General features: G+C 66.2%; 23 protein-coding genes. 13 read left to right on the top strand and 10 right to left on the bottom strand.

Going from position 1 to position 24,192, the window contains the following annotated elements; all coding sequences use genetic code 11:
- Positions 1-107: 107 nt before the first annotated feature.
- Positions 108-686: a VPLPA-CTERM sorting domain-containing protein gene (locus tag R5H30_RS02230; RefSeq protein ID WP_318326352.1), complete on the bottom strand. Its 579-nt coding sequence runs from the start codon at positions 684-686 to the stop codon at positions 108-110.
- A 101-nt stretch (positions 687-787) separates the two neighbouring features.
- Complete coding sequence (locus tag R5H30_RS02235) at positions 788-1,960, bottom strand: MFS transporter (RefSeq protein ID WP_318326353.1); 1,173 nt, start codon at positions 1,958-1,960, stop codon at positions 788-790.
- Between the two features lie 294 nt (positions 1,961-2,254).
- Between R5H30_RS02235 and R5H30_RS02240 the strand changes: the two genes are divergently transcribed.
- Positions 2,255-3,190 (top strand): DUF4394 domain-containing protein, encoded by a 936-nt coding sequence (locus R5H30_RS02240; protein WP_318326354.1) that lies wholly within the window; start codon positions 2,255-2,257, stop codon positions 3,188-3,190.
- Positions 3,191-3,237: 47 nt separating this feature from the next.
- On the opposite strand, the gene lpdA is transcribed toward R5H30_RS02240, so the two are convergent.
- The 5 genes from lpdA to R5H30_RS02265 all read right to left on the bottom strand — a co-directional run bounded on the left by lpdA (position 3,238) and on the right by R5H30_RS02265 (position 11,259).
- The gene (gene lpdA, locus R5H30_RS02245; protein ID WP_318326355.1) at positions 3,238-4,632 is read right to left on the bottom strand and encodes a dihydrolipoyl dehydrogenase; all 1,395 of its coding nucleotides are present in this window, start codon (positions 4,630-4,632) and stop codon (positions 3,238-3,240) included.
- Positions 4,633-4,751: 119 nt separating this feature from the next.
- The gene (locus R5H30_RS02250) at positions 4,752-5,330 is read right to left on the bottom strand and encodes a DUF924 family protein (RefSeq protein ID WP_318326356.1); all 579 of its coding nucleotides are present in this window, start codon (positions 5,328-5,330) and stop codon (positions 4,752-4,754) included.
- Between the two features lie 97 nt (positions 5,331-5,427).
- On the bottom strand, positions 5,428-6,696 hold the full coding sequence (locus R5H30_RS02255) for an MFS transporter (protein WP_318326357.1): 1,269 nt from the start codon (positions 6,694-6,696) through the stop codon (positions 5,428-5,430).
- 93 nt (positions 6,697-6,789) lie between these two features.
- Positions 6,790-7,857 (bottom strand): tRNA preQ1(34) S-adenosylmethionine ribosyltransferase-isomerase QueA, encoded by a 1,068-nt coding sequence (gene queA, locus R5H30_RS02260; RefSeq protein ID WP_318326358.1) that lies wholly within the window; start codon positions 7,855-7,857, stop codon positions 6,790-6,792.
- A gap of 9 nt (positions 7,858-7,866) precedes the next feature.
- Complete coding sequence (locus tag R5H30_RS02265) at positions 7,867-11,259, bottom strand: YhdP family protein (RefSeq protein WP_318326359.1); 3,393 nt, start codon at positions 11,257-11,259, stop codon at positions 7,867-7,869.
- A 128-nt stretch (positions 11,260-11,387) separates the two neighbouring features.
- Here R5H30_RS02265 and R5H30_RS02270 point away from each other — a divergent pair, with 128 nt between their 5' ends.
- From R5H30_RS02270 to R5H30_RS02290, 5 genes are all read left to right on the top strand, one after another.
- A complete protein-coding gene (locus R5H30_RS02270; RefSeq protein WP_318326360.1) occupies positions 11,388-11,846 on the top strand; it encodes a peroxiredoxin in 459 nt (152 codons plus the stop codon).
- Positions 11,843-12,655 carry a ferritin-like domain-containing protein gene (locus tag R5H30_RS02275; RefSeq protein WP_318326361.1) on the top strand — a complete coding sequence of 271 codons (813 nt, stop codon included), beginning with the start codon at positions 11,843-11,845 and terminating at the stop codon, positions 12,653-12,655. Before R5H30_RS02270 ends, R5H30_RS02275 begins: the two co-directional genes overlap by 4 nt.
- A gap of 182 nt (positions 12,656-12,837) precedes the next feature.
- Entirely contained in the window at positions 12,838-14,169 is a 1,332-nt protein-coding gene (locus R5H30_RS02280) for a DUF5930 domain-containing protein (RefSeq protein ID WP_318326362.1), read from the top strand.
- Positions 14,159-14,659, top strand: coding sequence for a bactofilin family protein (locus R5H30_RS02285; protein WP_318326363.1), 501 nt, complete (start codon positions 14,159-14,161; stop codon positions 14,657-14,659). Before R5H30_RS02280 ends, R5H30_RS02285 begins: the two co-directional genes overlap by 11 nt.
- A 256-nt stretch (positions 14,660-14,915) precedes the next feature.
- Positions 14,916-15,461 carry a flavodoxin domain-containing protein gene (locus R5H30_RS02290; RefSeq protein ID WP_318326364.1) on the top strand — a complete coding sequence of 182 codons (546 nt, stop codon included), beginning with the start codon at positions 14,916-14,918 and terminating at the stop codon, positions 15,459-15,461.
- A 26-nt stretch (positions 15,462-15,487) separates the two neighbouring features.
- On the opposite strand, the gene R5H30_RS02295 is transcribed toward R5H30_RS02290, so the two are convergent.
- Positions 15,488-16,039 (bottom strand): peptidylprolyl isomerase, encoded by a 552-nt coding sequence (locus R5H30_RS02295; RefSeq protein ID WP_318326365.1) that lies wholly within the window; start codon positions 16,037-16,039, stop codon positions 15,488-15,490.
- On the bottom strand, positions 16,032-16,538 hold the full coding sequence (locus R5H30_RS02300; protein ID WP_318326366.1) for a peptidylprolyl isomerase: 507 nt from the start codon (positions 16,536-16,538) through the stop codon (positions 16,032-16,034). Before R5H30_RS02300 ends, R5H30_RS02295 begins: the two co-directional genes overlap by 8 nt.
- 129 nt (positions 16,539-16,667) lie before the next feature.
- Here R5H30_RS02300 and R5H30_RS02305 point away from each other — a divergent pair, with 129 nt between their 5' ends.
- From R5H30_RS02305 to R5H30_RS02335, 7 genes are all read left to right on the top strand, one after another.
- Complete coding sequence (locus R5H30_RS02305) at positions 16,668-17,855, top strand: phosphoglycerate kinase (RefSeq protein ID WP_318326367.1); 1,188 nt, start codon at positions 16,668-16,670, stop codon at positions 17,853-17,855.
- A 157-nt stretch (positions 17,856-18,012) separates the two neighbouring features.
- The gene (locus tag R5H30_RS02310) at positions 18,013-18,312 is read left to right on the top strand and encodes an FtsB family cell division protein (RefSeq protein ID WP_318326368.1); all 300 of its coding nucleotides are present in this window, start codon (positions 18,013-18,015) and stop codon (positions 18,310-18,312) included.
- Between the two features lie 124 nt (positions 18,313-18,436).
- Entirely contained in the window at positions 18,437-19,456 is a 1,020-nt protein-coding gene (gene pdhA / locus R5H30_RS02315) for a pyruvate dehydrogenase (acetyl-transferring) E1 component subunit alpha (protein ID WP_318326369.1), read from the top strand.
- Complete coding sequence (locus tag R5H30_RS02320; protein ID WP_318326370.1) at positions 19,456-19,842, top strand: VOC family protein; 387 nt, start codon at positions 19,456-19,458, stop codon at positions 19,840-19,842. The genes pdhA and R5H30_RS02320 overlap by 1 nt, the downstream gene beginning before the upstream one ends.
- 1 nt (position 19,843) lies before the next feature.
- Complete coding sequence (locus R5H30_RS02325; RefSeq protein ID WP_318326371.1) at positions 19,844-21,247, top strand: pyruvate dehydrogenase complex E1 component subunit beta; 1,404 nt, start codon at positions 19,844-19,846, stop codon at positions 21,245-21,247.
- A gap of 10 nt (positions 21,248-21,257) precedes the next feature.
- A complete protein-coding gene (locus R5H30_RS02330) occupies positions 21,258-22,589 on the top strand; it encodes a pyruvate dehydrogenase complex dihydrolipoamide acetyltransferase (RefSeq protein WP_318326372.1) in 1,332 nt (443 codons plus the stop codon).
- A gap of 4 nt (positions 22,590-22,593) precedes the next feature.
- A complete protein-coding gene (locus R5H30_RS02335; protein ID WP_318326373.1) occupies positions 22,594-23,151 on the top strand; it encodes a hypothetical protein in 558 nt (185 codons plus the stop codon).
- Between the two features lie 141 nt (positions 23,152-23,292).
- Here the strand turns inward: R5H30_RS02335 and cysE are convergent, their stop codons facing one another.
- Positions 23,293-24,111, bottom strand: coding sequence for a serine O-acetyltransferase (cysE, locus tag R5H30_RS02340; protein ID WP_318326374.1), 819 nt, complete (start codon positions 24,109-24,111; stop codon positions 23,293-23,295).
- Between the last annotated feature and the right edge of the window lie 81 nt (positions 24,112-24,192).

The raw sequence follows: 24,192 nt of genomic DNA on the forward strand, positions 1-24,192 counted from the left end.
ACATAAGATGGCGCGACGGATTCTCCAATCCGAAAATGAGAACGTTAGGCGAACAAAAAGGCCCGCCGCCCAAGCAGGCGACGGACCCTGTCAACTATTGGCAGCGATCAGGCCTTGCGGCGACGCAGCCATCCGAAAGCAAGCAGTCCGGTGGCAATCAGCGGAAGACCGGCGGGCAGTGGAATGGGGGCCAGTTCGGGCGCGGTGTTGGCCACGCCGAAGACTGCACCGGTCAGGTCGGGCGCCCCGAAGACCCCGGTCAGCGCACCGGCAAGATCGTTCGAGATCAGCAAATCGATGCCGTCAGAATCGATGTCGCCGAAAGTGAAGAACGTCACGCCGGATGCTCCGCCGATGATGTTGCCGGAGACCGTGGCCGCCATCGTGTCGATGAAGAAATCGCCGATCGAGGCCGAGACCGACGGATCGGCAATAGCCGACAGGGTCACACCACTGCCGTCATGCTCGATCATCGCGCCGGCGCCGGTCACGCTACCGCCGGTGATCGGGAAGCCGAAGACACCGCCCGAAAAGGTGGCGGTGCCGAGCGGCGCGGCGCTGAGCCCGAGACCCGTCACATCGGCGGTGACCTCTACTGTGGTCAGCCCGCCGGTGATCGTGCGGGCCTCCGCAGGCATGGATAACAGGCCGATCCCAGCGGCGACGGCGATCATGAAACTTTTCATCACTTACTCCCGTGTTGGAACATGACCGCGGTCTGCGGTCACGAACGGTACGGATGGTGTCGGGCGCCGGTTTCATGTTGTCACGCGTCCGTGAGTAAACGTTAACTGATGGCACGGCGGCGACGGCGCGATAGAAGGGCGTGGACCGCCACACCGAGCAGAAGCGCCATCGACGTCACCACCATAAGGGCGGCGTACCCACCGGCCGCAATCATCGCAGCCATGACAGGTGTGCCGAGCGTGTTGCCGATGTTACCCGCCTGCGCCATCGCGCCGTTGGCCTGCGCCTGCTCGGCCGGTCTGCCGTTGAGCTGCGGCACGGCCGCAAAGCTTGCACCCTGCACAAGTCCCATTGCGCCGGCCAGAAGCAGGCAGAGCAACGGGTCGCCGCGGTCGAACACCAGCCAGACCGAGAAGATCGCCGAAAGGGCGAACCCGGTCACGACAACAGTGACTGCCGAGACATGGCGCAGCAGGATGACGCCCAGCGTCATGGAGACCGCGATTCCGGCGAGCGGCATGGCGCCGAGGACGAAGGCGCGCTGCGACGGGTCAATGAAAGGTGGCAAGACGGTCAGCAGGGCAACAAAGCAAAAGGTGTAGAACACCCACCCCGCCGCAGGTGCCGCGATCGCGGCCGAGCGGTAGATGGTCAGGTTGTCACGCACGACTCCGGCCAGCGACAACGGCGCAAAGCGCGTGGTCACTGGCAGCGGCTCGAGCATTGCCGCCAGAAGCAGCGCAAAGGCCGCCATGTAAAGCGCATGCGCCGCAAACAGCGCGGGCACGCCCATCGCAGAGACCAGCGGCAGCCCGGCCCAGGCCAGCACCGCGAAGGCGACGCCGAAGAACGTGCCCCAGAGGGTCAGCGCAAACCCGCGATGACGCGGTGCCGCGACCTGCGCGATCAGCGTCGGCGCGGCCACGACGATGGCCAGGTGCGACATGCCCTCGACGACGCGGGATACCAGCAGCCAGCTCAGCGGCAGCCCGGTGGCCTGCAACGCCGACACACCCGCCCCGATCCAGAGCGCCCAGAGCAGCGCGCGGCGATAGCGGATGCGCGCGACGAGCAGACCCGCCATCGCGCCGAAGACGATGCCCACAAGCCCGACAAGCGACACCGCGAAGCCGATCGCGCTGCCGGCATCGGGGTAGAGCGTCGGCAACTGGTCGAAGATGACGCTGACCTTGCCGTATTGGGCGGCCGCGCCCAGACCCGCGCCCCAGAGCGCGAAGATGATCGGGAAAGAGGTGCGGGTCGCGTCAGTCATGCGGCCGCTATGTCAGACGCCGTCGCCGGAGGCAATCGTGCTGCACGCGGCAAGACGGCCCTGCGGCGCACGTGATGGCGGCGGCGGGATTGCTAAAGGTGCGTCGCCCATATTCATTGATTTTGGAAACAATGGGACGGCGGGAGACCGCGCTGCTCGGAACAAGAAAACACGGTTCTCGAGCCCCGAAGGCTTCACCCTGAGCGAGAAATAAAGTTTTTGATAAACAGTTACTTAGCTCCACCATTGTCAGGGTCGCATGAATTGCGCGACCATTCCGCAGGGAGTTTAAAGATGCATTTACGTTTGACCATCGCAGCGTTTCTCGCTGTTTCCGCAACCCAGACAATGGCGGCCACCGTGGCCGGGACGCAAGGCTACGGCCTTGCCGCAGGTGGAACCAAGCTTGTGCGTTTCGACAGCCTTGCGGACCTCGGGACGTCCCAGACGATCGACCTGTCAGGGCAGGTATCGGCAATCGCCTACCGCCCCGTCACCGGCGAGCTTTATGGATATGTGAACGGAAAAGGGAGCAACCCTGACGACATCGTCCTGATCGACCGCGACACCGGAATGCTGACGTCGACCGGCGTGAGCTTCACGTCAGGTACCGGGATCGGCAACACGGCCGAGATCGGGTTCGACTTCAACAACCAGATCGACGCCGAACGGGCGGTGTCGACCGATGATGACAACCTCGTGTTCTTTCCGTCCGACTTCTCCGACCCGGCACGTCAGAACACTGTCGACGCCTTTGCCGACCTCTTCTACGCCGCCGGAGACATCAATGACGGTCGGGACCCGATGGTCTTCGCCAACGCCTACACGAACGCGATCGACGGCGAAAAGGCGTCGAGCACGCTGCAATACGCCATCGACGCGGAAACCGATTCACTGATCAACCTCGACAACAACAACGGCACGCTGATCACCGTCGGTCTGCTTGGGCTCAACGTGTCGAGCCTCGGCGGGTTCGAAATCGTGTCAACGAAAAAGGGCGGTGACCTCGCGCTTGCGCTGCTGCGTGTCCAGGGCGGCGGTGCGGGACTTTACGAGATCAACCTCGGGACCGGAACGGCCTCGCTGCTTGGCGATCCGGGCCGCAGCGATTTCATCGGGTTCGCGGCACAGAACGCGCCGACCCCGGTGCCGCTGCCGGCAAGCGTGCTGCTGCTCGGCGCGGGCGTTGCGGGTCTGGGCCTGATGCGTCGCCGCCGGAAATCGGCCTGAGGGTTCGACAAGACGGGCGGGCGCCCTGGCGGCGCCCGTCCCACTCGTCAGAAGTGGATCGCCCGGCCGTAGGCGTCCAGGACGGATTCGTGCATCATCTCGCTCAGCGTCGGGTGCGGGAAAACCGTGGCCATCAGGTCTTCCTCAGTTGTCTCGAGCTGGCGGCCGACGACATAGCCCTGGATCAGCTCGGTCACCTCGGCCCCCACCATGTGCGCGCCCAGAAGCTCGCCGGTCTTGGCATCGAACACGGTCTTGATCAGCCCTTCAGGTTCGCCGAGCGCGATGGCCTTGCCGTTGCCGATGAACGGGAACTTGCCGACCTTCACCTCATAGCCCTGCTCTTTCGCCTTGGCCTCGCTCAGCCCGACCGAGGCGACCTGCGGATGGCAGTAGGTGCATCCCGCGATGCTCTCGGGCTTGACCGGATGCGGATGTCCACCGGCGATCATCTCGGCGACCATCACGCCCTCGTGGCTGGCCTTGTGCGCCAGCCAGGGTCCGGCCACGAGATCGCCGATGGCGTAGATCCCCTCGACGCCGGTGCGGCAGAATTCGTCGGTGACGACATGGGTGCGGTCGACCTTGATGCCCAGATCCTCCAGCCCGAGGTCCTCGACGTTGCCGACGATCCCGACGGCCGAGATCACCGTGTCGAAGTCGAGCGGCTCGGTCTTGCCACCGGTCTCGACATGCGCCGTGACCTTGCCCTTGGCGCGGTCGAGTTGCTTGACCGTCGCCTTCTGCATGATCTTCATGCCCTGCTTCTCGAACGCCTTCTTGGCGAAGGCCGAGATATCGGCATCCTCGACCGGCAGGATCCGATCCATGACCTCGACCACGGTGGTATCCGTCCCGAGCGTGTTGAAGAAGCTCGCGAACTCGATCCCGATGGCGCCGGAGCCGATGACCAGCAGCTTCTTTGGCATCCGTGGCGGCTTGAGCGCATGCTTGTAGGTCCAGACCAGATCGCCGTCGGCCTCGAGCCCGGGCAACTGACGCGCGCGCGCCCCGGTGGCCAGCACGATGTTCTTGGCTTCCAGATCCTCGCTGCCCTTCTCGGTCTTGACCGACACCTTGCCCTTCCCGGCAAGCTTTGCGTCGCCCATGACGACCGTCACCTTGTTCTTCTTCAGAAGGTGACCGACCCCGCCCGAGAGCTGCCCCGCCACCTTGCGCGAGCGCTGGACGACGGCGTCGAGATCGTAGTCGATCTTTTCCGCCTTGAGCCCGAATTCCTTGGCGCGGTGCATCAGGTGGAACACCTCGGACGAGCGCAGCATCGCCTTGGTCGGGATGCAGCCCCAGTTTAGGCAGATGCCGCCGAGGTGCTCGCGTTCGACCACCGCCACCTTCAGGCCCAGCTGCGCCGCCCGGATCGCCGCGACATAGCCGCCCGGCCCTGCGCCGATCACGATGAGGTCGAAGGATTTGGCCGCCATGTCAGGTCCTCGCAGGTTCAAGCTTCGCCGATATAGTTTACCGTTAAACTATATGCCGTCATGCAGCAACACGCCGATCGAGCGACCGGCGCATGGCTGCGATGCGGGAGGCGGCGCGCTCAGGCGGCCTGCGATTGAAGCTTCTGCAAGGTCGTGCGGTAACCGCCTTCGGCTTCGAAGCTCTTCTCCTGCTCGGACGTGCCGCGCGACAAGGCTTCGTTGCGATGCGGGAAACGCCCGAAGCGCCGGATCACCTCGCGGTGGGCACGGGCATGCACGAGGTTCGGCGCGCCTTTCGGCATCCGCTCGGCCATCAGCCGCACGCAGCGGTCCTGGTCGCAGAGGTTCTCCGAATGCATCAGCGGCGTGTAGAAGAAATGCCTCGCGGGCGGGTCGATCTTCAGATCCCAGCCGCGTTCGATCGCCGACTTCGCCGCGGCAAGAGCCGCGCGGTCGCTGGCGAACGCCTTTGCGGTGCCGCGGAACATGTTGCGCGAGAACTGGTCTGTCAGGATGATGTAGGCCAGCGCGCCGGTCGGATAGGTCAGCCAGAGCGAGTAGCGACCCTCGCAGGCGCCCTGCCACGCCTCCTCGAAGCGGTCGCGGATGGTCGCGTCGAGCGTGTCGCTCGCCTTGTACCAGCCGTCAGGCCCGACCTCGTCGAGCCAGAATTCCAGAATCTCCTGCGGACCGATCATTTTGCTGCTCCCATCGATCATCTCCACCTGCCCCATCTAGGCGTGCCTTGCGGCGGAACCCCAGTCACGATTTGCGACAATTGCGACAGGGGCGTGTTCATTCCGCGGCATTCTGCTGCTCGGCCTGCTGTTCGGCCTCTTCCGACCACACCTCGGCGACCGCGCCCAGCGTGACGGCGGTGGCGCTGGGGCTGACCGCAACATAGGCGCCGGCCTCCTGGGCGGGCACCGACCGGCGACGGGTCGCGCGCCAGGCGCCGTAGGCCACGAGCCAGGCAAACAGCAACCCGGTGAACAGGTAGAACCCGCCGGGGCCGACCATGTCCATCAGGTAGCCGGTGATGATCGGCCCCGAGATTGCGCCGAGCCCGTTGATGAAAAGCATGCCGCCCGAGGCCGCGGCCATGTCCTCGAGGTCGAGGAAGTCGTTGGTGTGGGCGATCAGCAGCGAATAGAGCGGGTTCGACATGCCGCCCACCACGAAGGCCGAGACCAGCAGCAGCCCGTAGTAATGGCCCAGCATCATGCCCAGGACCGAGCCCGCCGCACCAATGGCGGACACGATGATGATCAGCTGCCGGCGGTCCATGCGGTCCGAGATCCAGCCAATGGGATACTGCAGGATCACGGACCCGATGAAGAAGGAGGCCACGAAGGTCGAGATCTGCGGCACCGTCAGCCCGACCTTGCCGCCGTAGACCGCCGCCATGCCGAACTGCGCCGAGAACACGCCGCCGAGCAGGAACATGCCCATGCAGCCCAGCGGCGACACCCGCTGGAGGCGCCGCAGGCTCATCGCCTTGGTGGTGGCGAAGGCGGGCGTCGGGCTGATCGACAACAGGATCGGGGTCACCGCCACCGAGACCAGCACCGAAGGAATGACGAAGAGAATGAACCCGCTCGGGTCGGCGGCCAGCAGCAGGTACTGCGCCAGAACGATGCCGGCGGTCTGCACGATCATGTAGAGCGACAGCGCCTGGCCGCGGTTCTCGTTCGTGGCGGCGTTGTTCAGCCAGCTTTCGGCGGTGACGTAGACCGCCGAGAAGCAGAAACCGATCAACACCCGGCCCAACGTCCAGACCCAGACCTCGGTGAAGGTCGGGTAGAGGATCAGCACCGCCGAGATCAGCGAGGCGAGCGCCGCAAAGACGCGGACATGCCCGACGCGCCGGATCATGCCGGGGGCAAGTTGCGAGCCGCCCAGAAACCCCGCGAAATAGGCCGACATGACGATCGACATCTGCAGGGTCGAGAAGCCCTCGATCTCGCCGCGGATACCCAGAAGCGTGCCCTGCATGCCGTTCCCGACCATGAGCAGCGCCATGCCGAGAAGCAGCGCCCAGGCGCTGGTCAGAACTTGCAGCATCTCGTCCCTCCTTGCCCGTCGGGGTCGTCACGAACACGTTCAAACTGCCGCCGGAGGATCGGGAATTCTGTCCCGTGGGCGACTCGCCGAAGTCTATCCGCGCTTCTCACAGCCCGCTGGAAAGAGCAAGGAGGCATCGCCGTAGGAAAAGAACCGGTAGCGCTCACGGATCGCGTGGGCATAAATCTGCCGCACACGCTCCTGTCCCATCAGCGCCGAAACCAGCATCATCAGCGTCGATTTCGGCAGGTGGAAGTTGGTCATCAGCGCGTCGGTGACGCGGAACTCGAAGCCCGGGTAGATGAAGATATCCGTATCGCCTTCCCAGGGTTCGATCGCGCCGTTCCGCGCCGCCGTCTCGATCAGGCGCAGCGCGGTGGTCCCCACCGGAATCACCCGGCCGCCGGCGGCCTTTGTCGCGGCGATCTCGGCCGCGGCCCTTGCGCTGACCTCGCCCCATTCGGCATGCATCCGGTGGCGCGTGACATCCTCGACCTTGACCGGCAGGAACGTGCCGGCGCCGACGTGCAGGGTGACATGGCTGAAGGCGATGCCCTGCGCCGAAAGCCGCTCCAGCAGAGCTTCGTCGAAATGCAGCGAGGCGGTCGGGGCCGCCACGGCCCCGGCACGGCGGGCAAAGACGGTCTGGTAGTCGGTCCGGTCGCGGTCGTCGGCGGCGCGGCGTGCGGCGATGTAGGGCGGCAGCGGCATCGCCCCGGCGTCGGCGAGCGCGTCGTCGAAATCCGCGCCGGTCAGGTTGAAGCGAAAGACACCCTGCCCGTCCTCGACCGCTTCCAGCACCGCCGACAGGTCGTCGGAGAACACCAGCTCTTCGCCGACCCGGATCTTCTTGAGCGGTTTGACCAGCGCCGCCCAGCCGCCCGACGCGCGCGGTTCGAGCAGCGTCACCTCGATCCGAGCGGCGGTGTCGCCCTGCGCGCCGCTGCGATGGCGCAGCCCCGACAGGCGCGCCGGGATCACCCTTGTGTCGTTCAGCACCAGCCGGTCGCCGGGCCGCAGCCAGTCCGGCAGGTCGGTCACGCGCGCGTCGGCAAGGCTGTCGGGCCCCGCCACCAGCAGCCGCGCCGAGGAACGCGGCGCAGCCGGCCTGGTCGCGATCAGCGTATCGGGCAGGTCGAAATCGAAGTCGCTCAGTTGCATCCGCGCGCTCTAGCGGTCCTCACCGGGACGGACAAGCCTTTGTGGCGCTGGGTCCTCTGCCGCTTCGGCGCGCGGCGCTTCGAGCGGCGGCACGATCTCGCCTTCGACCCGCGGCACCTCGGGCGGCGGCGCGCGAAAGATCTCCCGGAAGATGCCCGGCGCCAGCGCCGACAGCGGGTTGACCGACACGGCCGGCGCCTTGGCCTGCCCGCTGAGCGCATAGTTGAAACCGATCACGCCCTCGCCCTTGCGGGTAAAAAGACTGCCGATGCCGTTGATCAGGTAGACCGGCGAGATCACGCCCTGCATCTGCAACTGGCCCGAGCCGGGATAGAACACCCCGTCCATCGACAGGCCCATCGACGGGCCGACGGCGCTGGCCTGGGTCAGGGTGATCTGGGCCGGCGACAGCCGGAAGCGGGCATCGACCTCGGAAAAGGAGATGCCGGTGCCGCTCAACTCGTCGAGCAACCCGACGATAGAGATGGCGTTGAGCAATGCGGCCATCGCTGGCGCGTCCTGCACCGCCGTGTCGCGCACAGCGAGCGTGCCGTCGAAGGCGCCGCTGGTGCCGACCGGCACGAGGCTGAGATCCAGCGCGCCGCCCCGCGCCTGCTTGAGCAACCCCGCCGAGGCAAAGACCCCGCCCGCATCCTCGGATGTCAGGCGCACGGCGCTACGACCGTTTTGCGGCACGACCCGGCCGGCGATTGCCGTGCCGCCGTTGACGCTGCCCGAAAAGCTGCCGTCGAGCCCGCCGCGGCTGATGAACGCGCCACGCAGGTTCTGGATCGCGATGGTGTCGGTGATCTGCAGCCGGTCGAGCGTGACGTCGAGCGGCACCGAAGCGCCGCCACCGCCGCCCGGTCCGAACTCGGCCCGTCGCATGTCGAGCGTGCCGCCGTTGATGTTGATCCCGACCGGCGCGCCGGGGCCGCGCCCGCGGATGTCGAGCGGCGCATCGAGCCAGCCGCCGACGCTCACCCGGTCGAACCGGACCCTGTCGAGCCCGCCGCCCTCGCGCAGCCGGACCGACCCCTCCGCCGAGAGCCCCGGCCCCTCGATCAGAAGCTTGTCGACCTGCGGCACCGGACCCAGCGCGCCCGCGGCCATCAAGGTGCCGGGACGCGCGGCGGGTTTCGACCACGCGAGCGGCGGCACCGAAAGTGTCACCCCCACGAGGTCGGATTCGAGGCTGAAGGCCGGTGGCGTGTCCTTTTCGAGGTCGATGGTAATGGTCGCCGCGCCCGTGCCGCGCACCGTCCCGGGCGGCAGCGCGATCCTGAAAGTCTCAAGCGCCGTCTCCGACAGTTCCAGCGTGCCTTCGACCCGGCTGCCCACGCCGGGCTGCCCGAGTGGCTGCCGCCAGGTCGCGTCGAAGGCGACGCCGTCGAGCGACCCGGGACCGCCGATTTCGACCCCGTCGTTGCTGGCCCGCACCGCAAGTTCCGGTGCCGCAAGGGTCCGCCCCGGCACCAGCGCGTCCGTGGACACGTCCTGAAGCGTGCCCGCGAAGTCCCAGCGCACGTCTTCGGGTGGCACGCCCTTCATCAGGGGCAGCGCGATTGTGCCTTCCAGCACCGCCGTACCGTCGGCCAGGGTCACGGGCCGGTTCGCCTTCTGCATCACCCGCATCGGCGGCCGGTCGAGCAGCGCCAGAGTCGCGGTGACCGAGGCCCGGGTGCGCAGGCGGATCACGGCCGGTGCGCCCGGGCGGGCGCGCGTGTCCGGCACGATGAAGCTCGACCCCGCGATGTCGACCCGTCCGCCCTCGGGCGCCTCCACGCCGCCTTCGTCAACCGAGAGTACGAAGCGATTGCGCAGAAGCGAGGCATGCCCGCGTGCCTCGCGGATTGGCGGCATCGTCTTCATGAAACCGATATCGGCCTCCTCGAAGTTGAAGCCGAGGTAGAGGTCGGGCGGCTCGCCCTGCCGCGCCCGCACCGCCAGTTCGGCGTCGCGCAGACTCCCGGCCTGCAGGTTGGCGTCGAGCCAGGCTCGGGTCTTTTGCACCGCGCGTTCGGGCCAGAGCTCCAGCAGCCGGTCGCGCGAGATTTCGTTCACCGAGGCATCCGCCGAGATCACCCAGCCCTCGCGCCCGGCTCCGAAACTGCCCTGCGCGCTCAGGCTGCGCCCGGCGTCGCTGATCTGTAGCCGACCGATGCGGAGTTCGAAGGGCGCAAGCGTCAGCTTGAAGTCCATCTCGGCCGCCGCCACGCTCACCGGCTCGGGATAGAGATCGTTGGGGTTCAGGCTCAGATCGCTCAGCCGCACCTGCCCGACGAGATCGCGCTGCAGCCCGTCCGGATCCCCTTCCAGATAGGCCTGGCCTTCGAGGCGGCCGCTGACCCACTGGCTGCGCAGCGACAACTCGTCAAACCGCAGCGCATCGGCGCCCGGAATATAGCTGAAATAGCTGCGTGCGCCCTCGATCGGGATCGGCTTGGCATTCGGGTCGGGCTGGATCGCTCCGGCGCCGATCTGCAGCGTGGCGTTGATCGGCGCAAGGCTGCCGTCCTCCTCGACGCCGCCGCGCACCGACCCCGAGATTGGTGCCCGCAGCGCTTCGAGCCAGGCAAAGGCCGGACCGGCGGTGGCGATGTCGCCGGCGTCGAGGTCGCTCAGCGTCACCCCGAACTCGGACGCCTGCCGGTCGATGCGCCCCGAGTAGTTCGCCGCCAGGGTCGCCGCCCGCGCACCGCCGCTCAGCAGTGCGAAATCCGCCGACAGGCTCAGATCGACCCCGTCGCGTTCCAGGCTGATCCGCCCGCCATCCACGGTCCATCCCCGGCCCGAGATCCTGTCCTCGTAGCGCAGGGTCAGCGCGCGTATACCGACATGCTCGAGCGTCGACAGCCCCGGCCGCAGCAGCAGGTCATCGAACTCGGCGAGCATCTGCGGCAGGCTGTCAGCCTGCCGCGCCGGGGCTTCGAACCCGGTGCCCGCCGACAAGCGCACGCGCCCTTCGGCATCGCGCTCGAGCCGCGCGAAGATGCCGGTCAGGTCGATCGAACTCAGCTCGAGCCTGCCGTCGAGCAGCGGTTGCGGTGCGAGGCTGGCGCGCATCTCCGAAAAGGCAGCGATCTCCGTGCCCTGCGCGTTCAAAAGTCGCACGTCGCGGACCCGCGCCCGCGGACGCCACTCCTCGTCGATGACCAGGACGATATCGCCGAGTTCGATCCGCGTGTCGGGGATCAGCGTGCCGAGCCGCGTTTCGAGCTCTTCGCGCAGCCAGAGCGGCGCGAAGAGATCGCGTTCCTTGATCCAGACCAGCCCCAGGGCCAGCCCGCCCGCGAGCAGCACCAGCAGGCCGACCGTCCAGAGCCCCGCGCGCCGCGCGCGGTCACGCTTGCGCCGGGGCGCCGGTCTGCCTCGGGGGGCGTCCTGGGGATCGTCCTGCACGGTGCTCGCAGCCTTTGGCGGCCAAGGTTATCCGGTGGCTCCACGCCGAACGCGCTTCGCCCTTCCCTCTGACGGGGCCTGCCCTAATATGTCAGGCCGCACACCCGCTTTAAAGACGAGAGAGAGCCATGCCCGAAGTTTCCCAGCCCGCCCCGAATTTTACCCTGCCCGGCACCGAGGGCGAGATCACGCTCTCGGACCTCAAGGGACAGCCGGTGGTCCTGTTCTTCTATCCCAAGGACGACACGCCCGGCTGCACCAAGGAAAGCATCGGCTTTTCCGAGACCCGCGCCGATTTCGAAGCCGCCGGCGCGCGGGTCTTCGGGATCTCGAAGGACAGCCTGGCAAAGCACGAGAAGTTCATCGCCAAGCACGGGCTGCAGGTGCCGCTTCTGTCCGACGAGAACGGATCGGTCTGCGAGGACTACGGCGTCTGGAAGGAAAAGAGCATGTACGGCAAAAAGTTCATGGGCATCGAACGCACCACGGTGCTCGTCGACGCGCAAGGCACTGTCGCGCGGGTCTGGAACAAGGTGAAGGTGCCGGGCCATGTCGACGAGGTGCTCGAGGCGGTCCGCGCCCTGTGATCGCCTTGGCGCAAATGGCCGAGGCGGTTCTGCGGACCGCTGACGGCCGCGAGAAGACGGCCCTGTCGCGGCGCTTTGCCGCCGAGTGGCAGGCCGCGCGGGCGCAAGGGGCGCTGCCCGAGATCGGCCGCGCCGATCCGCCGCCGCATCCCGCGCGCCCCGACCGGCCCGAACTGCTGTCGCCCCGCGACGTGCCGCGCCGGCGGCCCGGCAGTCCGGAGGGACGCATCGCGCTGCTGCACGCGGTTGCGCATATCGAGCTCAATGCCGTCGACCTCCACTGGGACGTGATCGCGCGCTTCGCCGACACCGCCATGCCGCCCGGATTCTACGACGACTGGGTCCGGGCCGCAGACGAGGAATCGAAGCATTTCAACCTGATGTGCGACTGTCTTGAAGCGATGGGCAGTTTCTATGGCGCCCTGCCTGCCCATGCCGGGATGTGGCGCGCGGCCGAGGATACTGCGGACGACCTGATGGGCCGGCTCGCCGTGGTGCCGATGGTGCTCGAGGCGCGCGGGCTCGACGTGACACCGGGCATGATCGAGATCTTCCGAAAGGCCGGTGCCGAGGACGCGGTGAAGGCCCTTGAGACGATCTACGCCGAAGAGGTCGCCCACGTCGCCTATGGGTCGAAGTGGTTCCACTTCCTCTGCGGGCGCCACGACCTCGATCCCAAGGACGCATTTCACGTCCTGGTGCGCCAATATTTCCACGGCGCGTTGAAGCCGCCGTTCAACGAGGAGAAGCGCGCCGAGGCTGGCCTGCCGCCGGATTTCTACTGGCCGCTGGCCGAACAGGCCCGCTGACGCTACGCCAACCCGTTGAGATCGGCGGATTTTTGCCAGTATCGCGAAATCGAGCGCATGGATGGAACCCGAAGCGTCAACAGGGTTGCCGCATTGCCGCAGGCTCTCTAATCAGTTGCGGGAACCGTTTCCGGGTGGGGGACCCGGAGAAGGCGACGGGAAACGGTAGAGGGGCAGAATACGTGCGTACACGGCTGGCGATCAGGATCGACTCGGTGCTTGAACACTGGTTCCCGGAACGACGGGTCTTTCTCAAATCCGACAGCGACACGCGCTTCATCCGCCTTCGACCCGCCACCCAGCTTGTCACCGTCGCAGGATGCTCGGTCGTCGTCGGCTGGGCCATCTTCGCCACCGCGATCATCCTCATGGACAGCATCGGCGCCGGCAACTTCCGCGAGCAGGCGATCCGTGACCAGCGCAGCTACCAGGCGCGGCTGAACGAACTCTCCGCGCAACGCGACGGGCGCGCCGCCGAGGCGCTTGCGGCGCAGGAACGCTTCAACGCGGCCCTCGACCAGATTTCGCGGATGCAGTCCGACCTGCTGACCTCCGAGACTCGGCGGCGCGAGCTCGAGACCGGGATCGAGGTGATCCAGGCGACGCTGCGCGACACCATGCGCGACCGCGACACCGCCCGCACCGCCTTGGCCCAGCTCGAGGGCACCGCAGAAGACGACGCCGGCAACATCGTGCTGGCGATGGCCGAGCCGCCGGTGCCGGTCGATTTCCTGTCCGAGGCGCTGGCCCGCACCGCCGCCGAGCGCGACGAGATCCGCGCCAATGCCGAGGACGCGATCGAGGCGGCCGACGAGCTTGCCTTCGAGATCGCACTCATGAAGGAACAGAACGACACCATCTTCCGCCAGCTCGAAGAGGCGATGACGGTCTCGGTCACCCCGCTCGACAAGATGTTCAAGGCCGCCGGGATGAACCCCGACCGGGTGCTCGACCAGGTACGTCGCGGCTATTCGGGTACCGGCGGGCCGCTGACGCCGATCTCGTTCTCGACCCGCGGCGAGGAGCCCACGCCGGACGCGATGCGCGCCAACCGGCTGCTGGGCCAGATGGACCGGCTGAACCTCTATCGGCTTGCCGCCGAAAAGGCGCCCTTCGCGAACCCGCTGAAAGGCGGCTACCGCTTCACGAGCGGGTTCGGATCGCGCCGCGACCCGATCACCGGCGGCCGGCGCATGCACAATGGACTGGATTTCGCGGGCGCGCACGGCACTCCGTTGCATGCGACCGCCGACGGCACGGTGGTCAAGGCCGGCTGGCAATCCGGGTTCGGACGCGTGGTGCAGATCCGGCATGACTTCGGCATCGAAACGCTCTATGCGCACTTGGCGAAGGTTCGCGTGAAAGTTGGGCAAAAGGTCTCGCGCGGGGATCGCATCGGTGATATGGGATCTTCCGGACGTTCGACCGGGACGCACCTGCACTACGAGGTGCACGTCAATGGGCGGCCGGTTAACCCCATGACCTACATCAAGGCAGCGAGAGATGTTTTCTAAGAGCAAGATCAACGAACCCGGCCCGAAGCCGTCCGACGCGGACAAGCCCTCCACGAGCAGCGCGACCGCGTCCTCGCCGTCCTCTTCGGGCAGCGACTACAAGCCGAGCGCGCCGAAGCCCAAACCGCCCGCATCCGTGCTGTCGTCCGACCTGCATGTCACGGGGAACATGAAGACGACCGGAGACATCCAAGTCGAAGGAACCGTCGAGGGCGACATTCGCGCTCACCTGCTCACCATCGGCGAGACGGCGACGATCAAGGGCGAGGTAATCGCCGACGACATCGTCGTGAACGGCCGTGTGGTGGGCCGCGTGCGGGGTCTCAAGGTGCGTCTGACCTCGACAGCGCGGGTCGAGGGCGACATCATCCACAAGACCATCGCGATCGAATCCGGCGCGCATTTCGAAGGCTCCGTGCAGCGCCAGGACGACCCGCTGAACCCGGGTGCGAAAACCGCGCCGGTGGCCAAGCCGAATCCGGCCTCCTGACCCACGTTCGGATCTGATGATCGAAGGCGTCGGCCCGGCCGGCGCCTTTTTTCGTGCCCGACGCGCCGCGGTCGACGGAGCAAGGGGGCGCTGCCCCCGTCGCGCATGGCGCGAGTCCCCCGGGATATTTGTCGAACCAGAGAGGATAGCACCGAAAGCCCGGATCGCCTTGATCTCGGACAAGGACCGCGCGGCGGTGGCGGTCCAGACTGAGGCCAGCAGCAAGCGCCGGGACCGTCCGGCGACCGGAGGGGTCATGACCGTACTGATCGTCTTTGCCACCGTGGAAGGGCAGACCGGGAAAATCGCGGACGCCGTCGCGCGGACCGTGCGCGACACCGGGCGACAGGCCGTTCTTTTCGACACCGCGAAGCGCACGGCGCCGGTCTCGTTCGAGGGGGTACGGCAGGTGATTCTGGCGGCCCCGGTGCACGAGCGGCGCCATCCCGAGACCTTCGAGGTGTTTCTGGCGGCGCATCGCGCGTCTCTTGCAATGTGCGAGACGCTGATGCTGTCGGTGAGCCTCAGTGCCTCTTTCGAGGAGGGGCTTGAGGAAGCGGAGGAGTACGTGACCGAGATGGCGATGCGCACTGGTCTGACGCCGGACGAGACCATGCTGGTGGCCGGGGCGATCCGGTCCGATCGCTACGACTATTTCTCGCAACAGGTGCTGCGCCACGTGGTTCTGCGTGATCGCGACGTCGACCCGGGCGGGCCACACGAGTTCACCGACTGGGCGGCGCTCGCGAGTGCGGTTACGCGGTTCGTCGGCGCCGAGGATGCTGTCACCCCCGGCGCCTGATGCCGCCAGGCCGAAGGTGGCAGGCTTCAGTCGGTGACGGTGACCGTCTGCATCACGTCCGGCGCGCCGATCACCGCGCCGTTGGCCCCCTCGCCGCGTTTGATCGCATCGAGCACATCGAGCCCCTCGGTCACACGACCGACGACCGTGTACTGGCCGTTGAGGAAATACCCTTCGTCGAACATGATGAAGAACTGGCTGTTGGCCGAATTCGGGTCCTGCGCGCGGGCCATGCCGACCACGCCGCGGTCGAAGGGAATGTCGGAGAACTCGGCGCCGAGATCGGGGCCGTCCGAGCCGCCCATGCCGGCGCGCGACATGTCGCCGCCCTGCTTGCCGAAGGCGACATCTCCGGTCTGGGCCATGAAGCCGTCGATCACGCGGTGAAAGACCACCCCGTCATAGGCCCCCGCCTGCGCCAGTTCGGAAATGCGCGCGACATGGTTCGGCGCCACCTCCTCGAGCAGATCGATGGTGATGGTGCCGTTGGCTGCACCCGCGACTTCGATCTGCATCTCGCTGGCAAGAGCGGGCGTCGCCAGCGACAGCGCGGCGATCGCGACGGAAAGACTACGCATCTGCGGCCACCTTGACCGAGATCATCCGGTCCGGTTTCGCAGGCGGCTCGCCCCGGGCGATGGCGTCGACATGCTCCATGCCGGCGATGACCTGCCCATAGACCGTGTACTGGCCGTTGAGGAAATCATTATCCTTGAAGTTGATGAAGAACTGGCTGTTGGCCGAGTCGGGATTGGCCGAGCGCGCCGCACCAAGCGATCCGCGGGCATGCGGGATCTTGGAGAACTCCGCCGGGATGTTGGGCAGGTCCGACCCGCCGGTGCCGGCCATGCGGATGTTGAACCCGTCTTCCATGTTGCCGTGCTGCACGTCGCCGGTCTGAGCCATGAACCCGTCGATCACGCGGTGAAAGCAGACGTTGTCATAGGCCCCGGCGCGCGCCAGTTCCTTCATCCGGGCAACATGCCCGGGGGCCACGTCGGGCAACAGCTCGATCGTCACCGTGCCGTCCTTGAGCTCCATCAGGATCGTGTTCTCGGGGTCTTTGATCTCGGCCATCTGCGGCGCTCCTCATGCTTTGTCCTGCGACTACCTAATCTTCGCACCCGCGAATGCCAAGCCGCGCATTGACCCGCGCACGGATTGCGCCGAAACACGAGGGCAAGCGGCAAGCCGAAAGGATGGACGATGGCCTGGAAGACACTCGACGACATGGACCTCGACGGCAAGCGCGTGCTGGTGCGCGTGGACATCAACGTGCCGGTGGAGGACGGGCGCGTGACCGACACCACGCGGATCGACCGCATCGTGCCGACGATCGAGGACATCCTGTCGAAGGGCGGCACCCCGATCCTGCTGGCGCATTTCGGCCGGCCCAAGGGCAAGGTGGTGCCCGAGATGTCGCTGCGGGTCACCCTGCCCGCGCTGGAAAACGCACTGGGGCACAAGATGACATTCGTCGAGCGTCCCGACCCCGCCGCGCTGAAGGATCTCGACCACGGATCCGTGGTTCTGATCGAGAACACGCGCTTTGCCCCGCAGGAAGAGGCGAACGATCCCGGGATGGCGAAGTTTCTCGCCAGCCTCGGCGACGTCTATTGCAACGATGCCTTCTCGGCCGCGCACCGCGCCCACGCCAGCACGGAAGGCGTGGCGCACTTGCTGCCGAACTGCGCGGGTCGCCTGATGCAAGCCGAACTCTCGGCGCTGGAACAGGCACTGTCACAACCGAAGCGGCCCGTGGCGGCCATCGTCGGCGGGGCCAAGGTCTCGACCAAGATCGAGTTGCTGGAGAACCTCGTCGGCAAGCTCGACGTGCTGATCATCGGTGGCGGCATGGCCAACACCTTCCTGGCCGCAAAGGGCGCGCAGCTCGGCGCCTCGCTGCTGGAGCCGGACCTGATCGAGACCGCCAACGGCATCATGGCGAAAGCGGACAGCACCGGCTGCACGATCCAGCTGCCGGTCGACGGGCTGGTGGCGCGCGAATTCAAGCAAGGCGCCGGATACGAGACGCTCAAGCTCGGCCCCGACACGGTGCTGGAGGACGACCAGATGGTGCTGGACGCAGGTCCCGAAAGCGTGGCGGCCATCGCCGGTGCTTTCGAGAACCTTCAGACGCTGATCTGGAACGGCCCGCTGGGTGCCTTCGAGATCCCGCCGTTCGACACGGCCACCGTCGCGGCGGCAAAGCGGGCGGCAGAGCTGACGCGCGCGGGCCAGCTCGTGTCGGTCGCCGGCGGCGGCGACACGGTGGCCGCGCTCAACGCCGCCGGCGTTGCCGACGACTTCAGCTATGTCTCGACCGCGGGCGGTGCGTTCCTGGAGTGGATGGAAGGCAAGACCCTGCCGGGTGTCGCGGCCCTGAGCGGCTGAAAGCCGCGCAGGCCACGACACCGCCGTCAGAGCGGTGCCGATTTGCACCGGTTTCGCACGGCGTTGAATCCGTGTGCATCGGCGGGGATTCACACGGCGAATCGGCTGTGCAATAGTCGCTCCACGTCCACCAAGAGACGCCCGAGGCAGAGCATTCATGAACCGCACCGCACGTCCCGCGCTTGGAAGTTTCTTCTTCTTTTCCATCGCCTTCTCGGTCGCGACCTATTTCACCTTCGCCGCCGTGCAGGGAGATTACGGTCTGTTTCGCCGCGCCGAGATCGACGCGGAGTCGCGCACGCTTCAGATGCAGCTCGACGAGCTCAACGCCTCGGTCGCGCGCATGGAAAACCTCACGCAGCGGCTGTCGGACGACTACCTCGACCTCGACCTGCTCGACGAGCAGGCCCGCTCGGTGCTTGGCATGATCCGCTCGGACGAGATCGTCATCCGCTGACGCACGCGCCGCCGTTCTGACGCGGCGGCATTTGGCCCTCGCAATGCCCGCGCGAATCCGCTAATCAATAGTTTAATGCTAAACTATTTGCCCGGCGCGCCGGGCCAAATGAGGGAGGAGCCCCATGGCGACCCGCAAAGCCGCCGCGAAGACCCCCAATGTCTCCGCGGACGAGTTGAAGGCATATTACCGCGACATGCTGCTGATCCGACGCTTCGAGGAGAAGGCCGGCCAGCTTTACGGGATGGGCCTGATCGGGGGCTTCTGCCACCTCTACATCGGACAAGAGGCGGTGGTCGTCGGGCTCGAGTCGGCGGCCGAGGAAGGCGACAAGCGCGTCACCTCCTACCGGGACCACGGGCACATGCTGGCCTGCGGGATGGACCCCGGCGGCGTGATGGCCGAGCTCACCGGCCGCGAGGGCGGCTATTCGAAGGGCAAGGGCGGCTCGATGCACATGTTCTCGAAAGAGAAGCATTTCTACGGCGGCCACGGCATCGTTGCGGCCCAGGTGCCGATTGGCGCGGGCCTCGCCTTTGCCGACAAGTATCTCGGCAACGACCGCGTGACCTTTGCCTATTTCGGCGATGGCGCGGCCAACCAGGGCCAGGTCTACGAGACCTACAACATGGCCGAGCTGTGGGACCTGCCGGTGGTCTTCGTGATCGAGAACAACCAGTACGCCATGGGCACCTCCGTCAAGCGCTCGACCAAGTCGCCGTCGCTGTGGGAACGCGGGGCCGCCTACGGGATCGAGGGCGAGGAGGTCGACGGCATGGACGTGCTGGCGGTGAAGGCCGCCGGCGAGAAGGCCGTGGCCCACTGCCGGGCCGGCAACGGCCCCTATATCCTCGAGGTAAAGACCTACCGCTACCGCGGCCACTCGATGTCGGACCCGGCCAAGTACCGGACCCGCGAGGAGGTTCAGAAGATGCGCGACGAGCGCGATCCGATCGAGCACGTGCGCACCATGCTGCTCGACGGCAAGCACGCAAGCGAGGACGACCTCAAGGGCATCGACAAGGAGATCAAGCAGATCGTCAACGACGCCGCCGAATTCTCCAAGACCAGCCCGGAACCCGATCTCGACGAGCTCTGGACCGACATCTACGCCAAGGAAGTCCCGCAGGGAGAAGCCGTCTGATGCCGCATTTCGAGATTCACGTCGCCGACGTGGAAGCGGCGAAATCCTTCTACGCGGGCCTTTTCGGCTGGTCCTTTTCGGCGATGCCGGGCGGCGAGGACGTCGGCTATCACCTCATCGAGGCAAGCGACATCGGCGGCGACAAAGGCCTGACCGCCGGCCTCATGCGGCGCACGGATGCGATGCCCGCGCCCGGGTCGCCGATCCGCGGTGGCACGATGACCTTCGAGGTCGATGACTGCGACGACCGCTACGACTGGGCGCTGAAGAACGGGGGCGCCGAAGCCCTGCCCCTGCAGGACTACGAGGGCATCGGCCGCTGCGCCTATGTCGAGGACGGCCAGGGAAATGTCGTCGGAATGATTACACCCGAGGGGGACGCGTAACATGGCAACCGAAATCCTCATGCCGGCCCTGAGCCCGACGATGGAAGAAGGCACACTGGCCAAATGGCTGGTCAAGGAAGGCGATACCGTCTCCTCGGGCGACATCCTCGCCGAGATCGAGACCGACAAGGCGACGATGGAGTTCGAAGCCGTCGACGAAGGCACCGTCGGCAAGCTTCTGGTCGAGGAAGGCACCGAAGGCGTCAAGGTCAACACGCCGATCGCCGTGCTTCTGGAAGAGGGCGAAAGCGCCGACGACATCGACACGAGCGCGTCCTCGGGCGCCGCCAAACAGACCTCGGACGGGGACGACGCGGCGGACGAAAAAGACAGCAAGGACGACACCGACGCGGCCCCCACCACAGCCTCGGCCCCGCCGGACCCGGAGCCCGACGTCGAGCCCGACTGGCCCGAGGGCACCACGCTCAAGCAGCAGACCGTGCGCGAGGCGCTGCGCGACGCCATGGCCGAGGAGATGCGGCGCGACGAGAACGTGTTCCTGATGGGCGAGGAAGTCGCCGAATACCAGGGCGCCTACAAGATCAGCCAGGGGCTTCTCGACGAATTCGGCGCCAAGCGCGTCATCGACACGCCGATCACCGAACACGGTTTTGCCGGCATCGGCGTCGGCGCGGCTTTCGGTGGCCTGCGCCCGATCGTCGAATTCATGACCTTCAACTTCGCCATGCAGGCGATGGACCAGATCATCAACTCGGCGGCCAAGACGCTTTACATGTCGGGCGGCCAGATGGGCGCGCCGATGGTGTTCCGCGGCCCCAACGGGGCGGCCGCACGCGTGGCGGCCCAGCACAGCCAGGACTATGCCGCGTGGTTCATGCAGGTGCCCGGGCTGAAAGTGGCGATGCCCTACGCCGCCTCGGACTACAAGGGACTGATGAAATCCGCGATCCGCGACCCCAACCCGGTGATCTTCCTGGAAAACGAGATCCTCTACGGGCGCAGCTTCGATGTCCCGGACCTCGACGACTACACGGTGCCGTTCGGCAAGGCGCGGATCTGGCGTGAAGGCTCGGACGTGACCATCGTGAGCTTCGGCATCGGGATGAGCTACGCGCTGGAAGCCGCTGAAAAGCTTGCCGAAGACGGCGTTTCGGCCGAGGTGATCGATCTGCGGACCCTGCGCCCGATGGACACCGGCGCGATCCTGAAATCGGTCAAGAAGACCAACCGCTGCGTCACCGTCGAGGAAGGCTGGCCGCAGGGATCGGTGGGCAACTACATCTCCTCGGTGATCATGCAGGAGGCCTTCGACTACCTCGATGCGCCGGTCATCAACTGCACCGGCAAGGACGTGCCGATGCCCTATGCCGCCAACCTCGAGAAACACGCGCTGGTGACCACCGACGAGGTCATCGAGGCCGTGAAACAGGTCACCTACCGCTAAGGAGCGCGCCATGCCCATTGAAATCCTCATGCCCGCCCTCAGCCCCACGATGGAGGAAGGCACCCTGGCCAAGTGGCTGGTGAAGGAAGGCGATACCGTCGCGTCGGGGGACATCCTCGCCGAGATCGAGACCGACAAGGCGACGATGGAGTTCGAGGCCGTTGACGAAGGCACCGTCGGCAAGATCCTCGTGGACGAAGGCAGCGAGGGCGTGAAGGTGAACACGCCCATCGCCGTGCTGCTGGAAGAGGGCGAGAGCGCCGACGATATCGACACCGGCGGATCGGGTGCCGAGAAGGACGCCAAGGGCGACGCACCCGACCAGGCCCCGAAAGAGGCCGAGGACAAAGCCGAACGGCCTACGCAGAAGACCGAAAGCGAAGCGGCCAAGGCCGCCCCGCCCGCCCCGAAATCCGGGGACGGAGAGCGCATCTTCGCTTCCCCCCTCGCCCGGCGCATCGCCGCCGAAAAGGGGCTCGATCTCGCGTCGGTCAAGGGTTCCGGCCCGCGCGGTCGGATCGTCAAGGCGGACGTCGAGAACGCCAAACCCGAGGCGAAGAAACCCGCCGAAAAGAAGGCCGATGCGGCACCTGCTGCCGCAGCCGCGCCCGCCGGCCCCTCCGCCGACGCGGTGGCCAAGATGTACGAGGGGCGCGACTACGAGGAGGTCAAGCTCGACGGGATGCGCAAGACCATCGCCGCGCGCCTTACCGAGGCCAAGCAGCAGATCCCGCATTTCTACCTGCGCCGGGACATCGAACTCGACGCGCTGCTCAAGTTCCGCGGCGATCTCAACAAGCAGCTCGAAGGGCGCGGCGTGAAGCTGTCGGTCAACGACTTCATCATCAAGGCCTGCGCGCTGGCGCTGCAGTCCGTGCCCGATGCCAACGCCGTCTGGGCCGGGGACCGCATCCTGAAACTCGCCCCCTCCGACGTCGCCGTGGCCGTGGCGATCGAGGGCGGGCTCTTCACGCCGGTCCTGAAGGACGCCGAGATGAAGTCGCTCTCGGCGCTTTCGGCCGAGATGAAGGATCTCGCCAGCCGCGCCCGTGACCGCAAGCTCGCGCCCCATGAATATCAGGGCGGCAGTTTCGCGATCTCGAACCTCGGCATGTTCGGCATCGACAACTTCGACGCCGTCATCAACCCGCCGCACGGCGCGATCCTCGCGGTCGGCGCGGGCGTGCAGAAGCCGGTGGTCTCGGAGGGCAAGGTCAAGGTGGCGACAGTGATGTCGGTCACGCTCTCGGTCGATCACCGGGTTATCGACGGGGCGCTCGGCGCGCAGCTTCTGCAGGCGATCAAGGAAAACCTCGAGAACCCGATGGTGATGCTGGCCTGATCCCGTGACCTGGGACCGGGCCCTCCTGACGGCGGCGGTCACGGTCGGGCTGTGGCTGCTGACCCGCTGGTTCGAACTGATCGCCGCCTGGTACCGCAAGCGCGAGGAACAGAAGAATCTGATCCGCGCGCTTTACGCCGAGATCGACTTCAACACCCGGGACCTCGAGTTCTTCCTCGAGGTCTCGGCGGATATCGACGTGATCCGCAGGCACATGGACGAAAATCCGGACAGCCTGCCGCACATCACCGACGCGCATCATACGATTATCTACACGACCAACACCAACCGGCTGCATCATCTGAGCAATTCGCTGACCGCGCGGATCGTGCTGTTCTACGGATTGCTCGACAAGATCAAGGCGCAGATCGACGGGGTGAACCTGCCGAGCTTCTCGAAGATTTCAGTGGAGGGAAAAGTCATCACGATCACCCGCATCCAGTCGAACGTCGGCGAATGCCGGGACGCCGGGTTGCAGATCATCGGGGAATTCGAGGAAACCTATCCGCGCCTGAAACTGGCACGGCACGCCCGCCGCCTGGTCGAAACCAAGCAGGAGTAAGTCATACGACGATGGGATCGGGTCCGCAGATCATGGTCATTTCCTCTTTTCTGCCCACAATATAAGGGTTCTGGGGCAGATTTCCAAGCATATTGCGCGGGTGGGGTGAACGCCACGTAAGCGGCGCGCACCCGTGAGACATCATTTTTCCGGCGCGTTCGGCACCAGCATATGGTTCATCGAGATCGCCGGCTGGTCGCAGCCCGCCTCGCCCACGATCCGCGCCGGGATACCGGCTACGGTCTTGCAGGGCGGAACCTCTTCCAGCACCACCGATCCGGCCGCGATCCGGCTGCAGTTGCCGACCCGGATGTTGCCCAGAACCTTGGCCCCTGCCCCGATCAGCACGCCGTTGCCGATCTTGGGATGGCGGTCCTCTTCCTCCTTGCCGGTCCCGCCCAGCGTGACGGAGTGCAGCATCGAGACGTTGTCACCCACCACCGCCGTCTCGCCAATGACAATCGAATGGGCGTGGTCGATCATGATGCCCTTGCCGATCACCGCCGCCGGATGGATGTCGACGCCAAAAATCTCGGATACGCGCATCTGGATGAAATAGGCCAGGTCGTAATGGCCCTGCGTCCAGAGATGATGCCCGACGCGATAGGCCTGCACTGCTTGGTAACCCTTGAAATAGAGGATCGGCTGCAGCAGCCGGTGGCAGGCCGGGTCGCGTTCATAGACCGCAACGAGATCGGCACGCGCCGCCGCAACGAGACTCGGGTCGGCCGCGTAGCTTTCCTCGACGATATCGCGCACCACCGCCATCGACATCTCGTTCGAGGCCAGTTTGGCCGCGATCCGGTAGGACAGCGCCTTGTCGATGCTCTTGTGATGCAGGATGCAGGCATGGATGAAGCCGCCGATCAGCGGCTCGTCATGCACGGCCTTGCGCGCCTCTTCGGAAATCTGGTCCCAGACCGGGTCGATCGCCGTGACCTTGGAGCGTTTTTCAAGCATGGGACTGATCCTTTCGGCACCGCTTCTATCCCATGTAGGCATAAATTGCCAAACGCAAAGCCTTGATGCCGGCCATTCGCG

The sequence above is a fragment of the Roseobacter sp. FCG-D35 genome, assembly GCF_033436665.1.
GTDB lineage: Bacteria > Pseudomonadota > Alphaproteobacteria > Rhodobacterales > Rhodobacteraceae > JAWQFO01.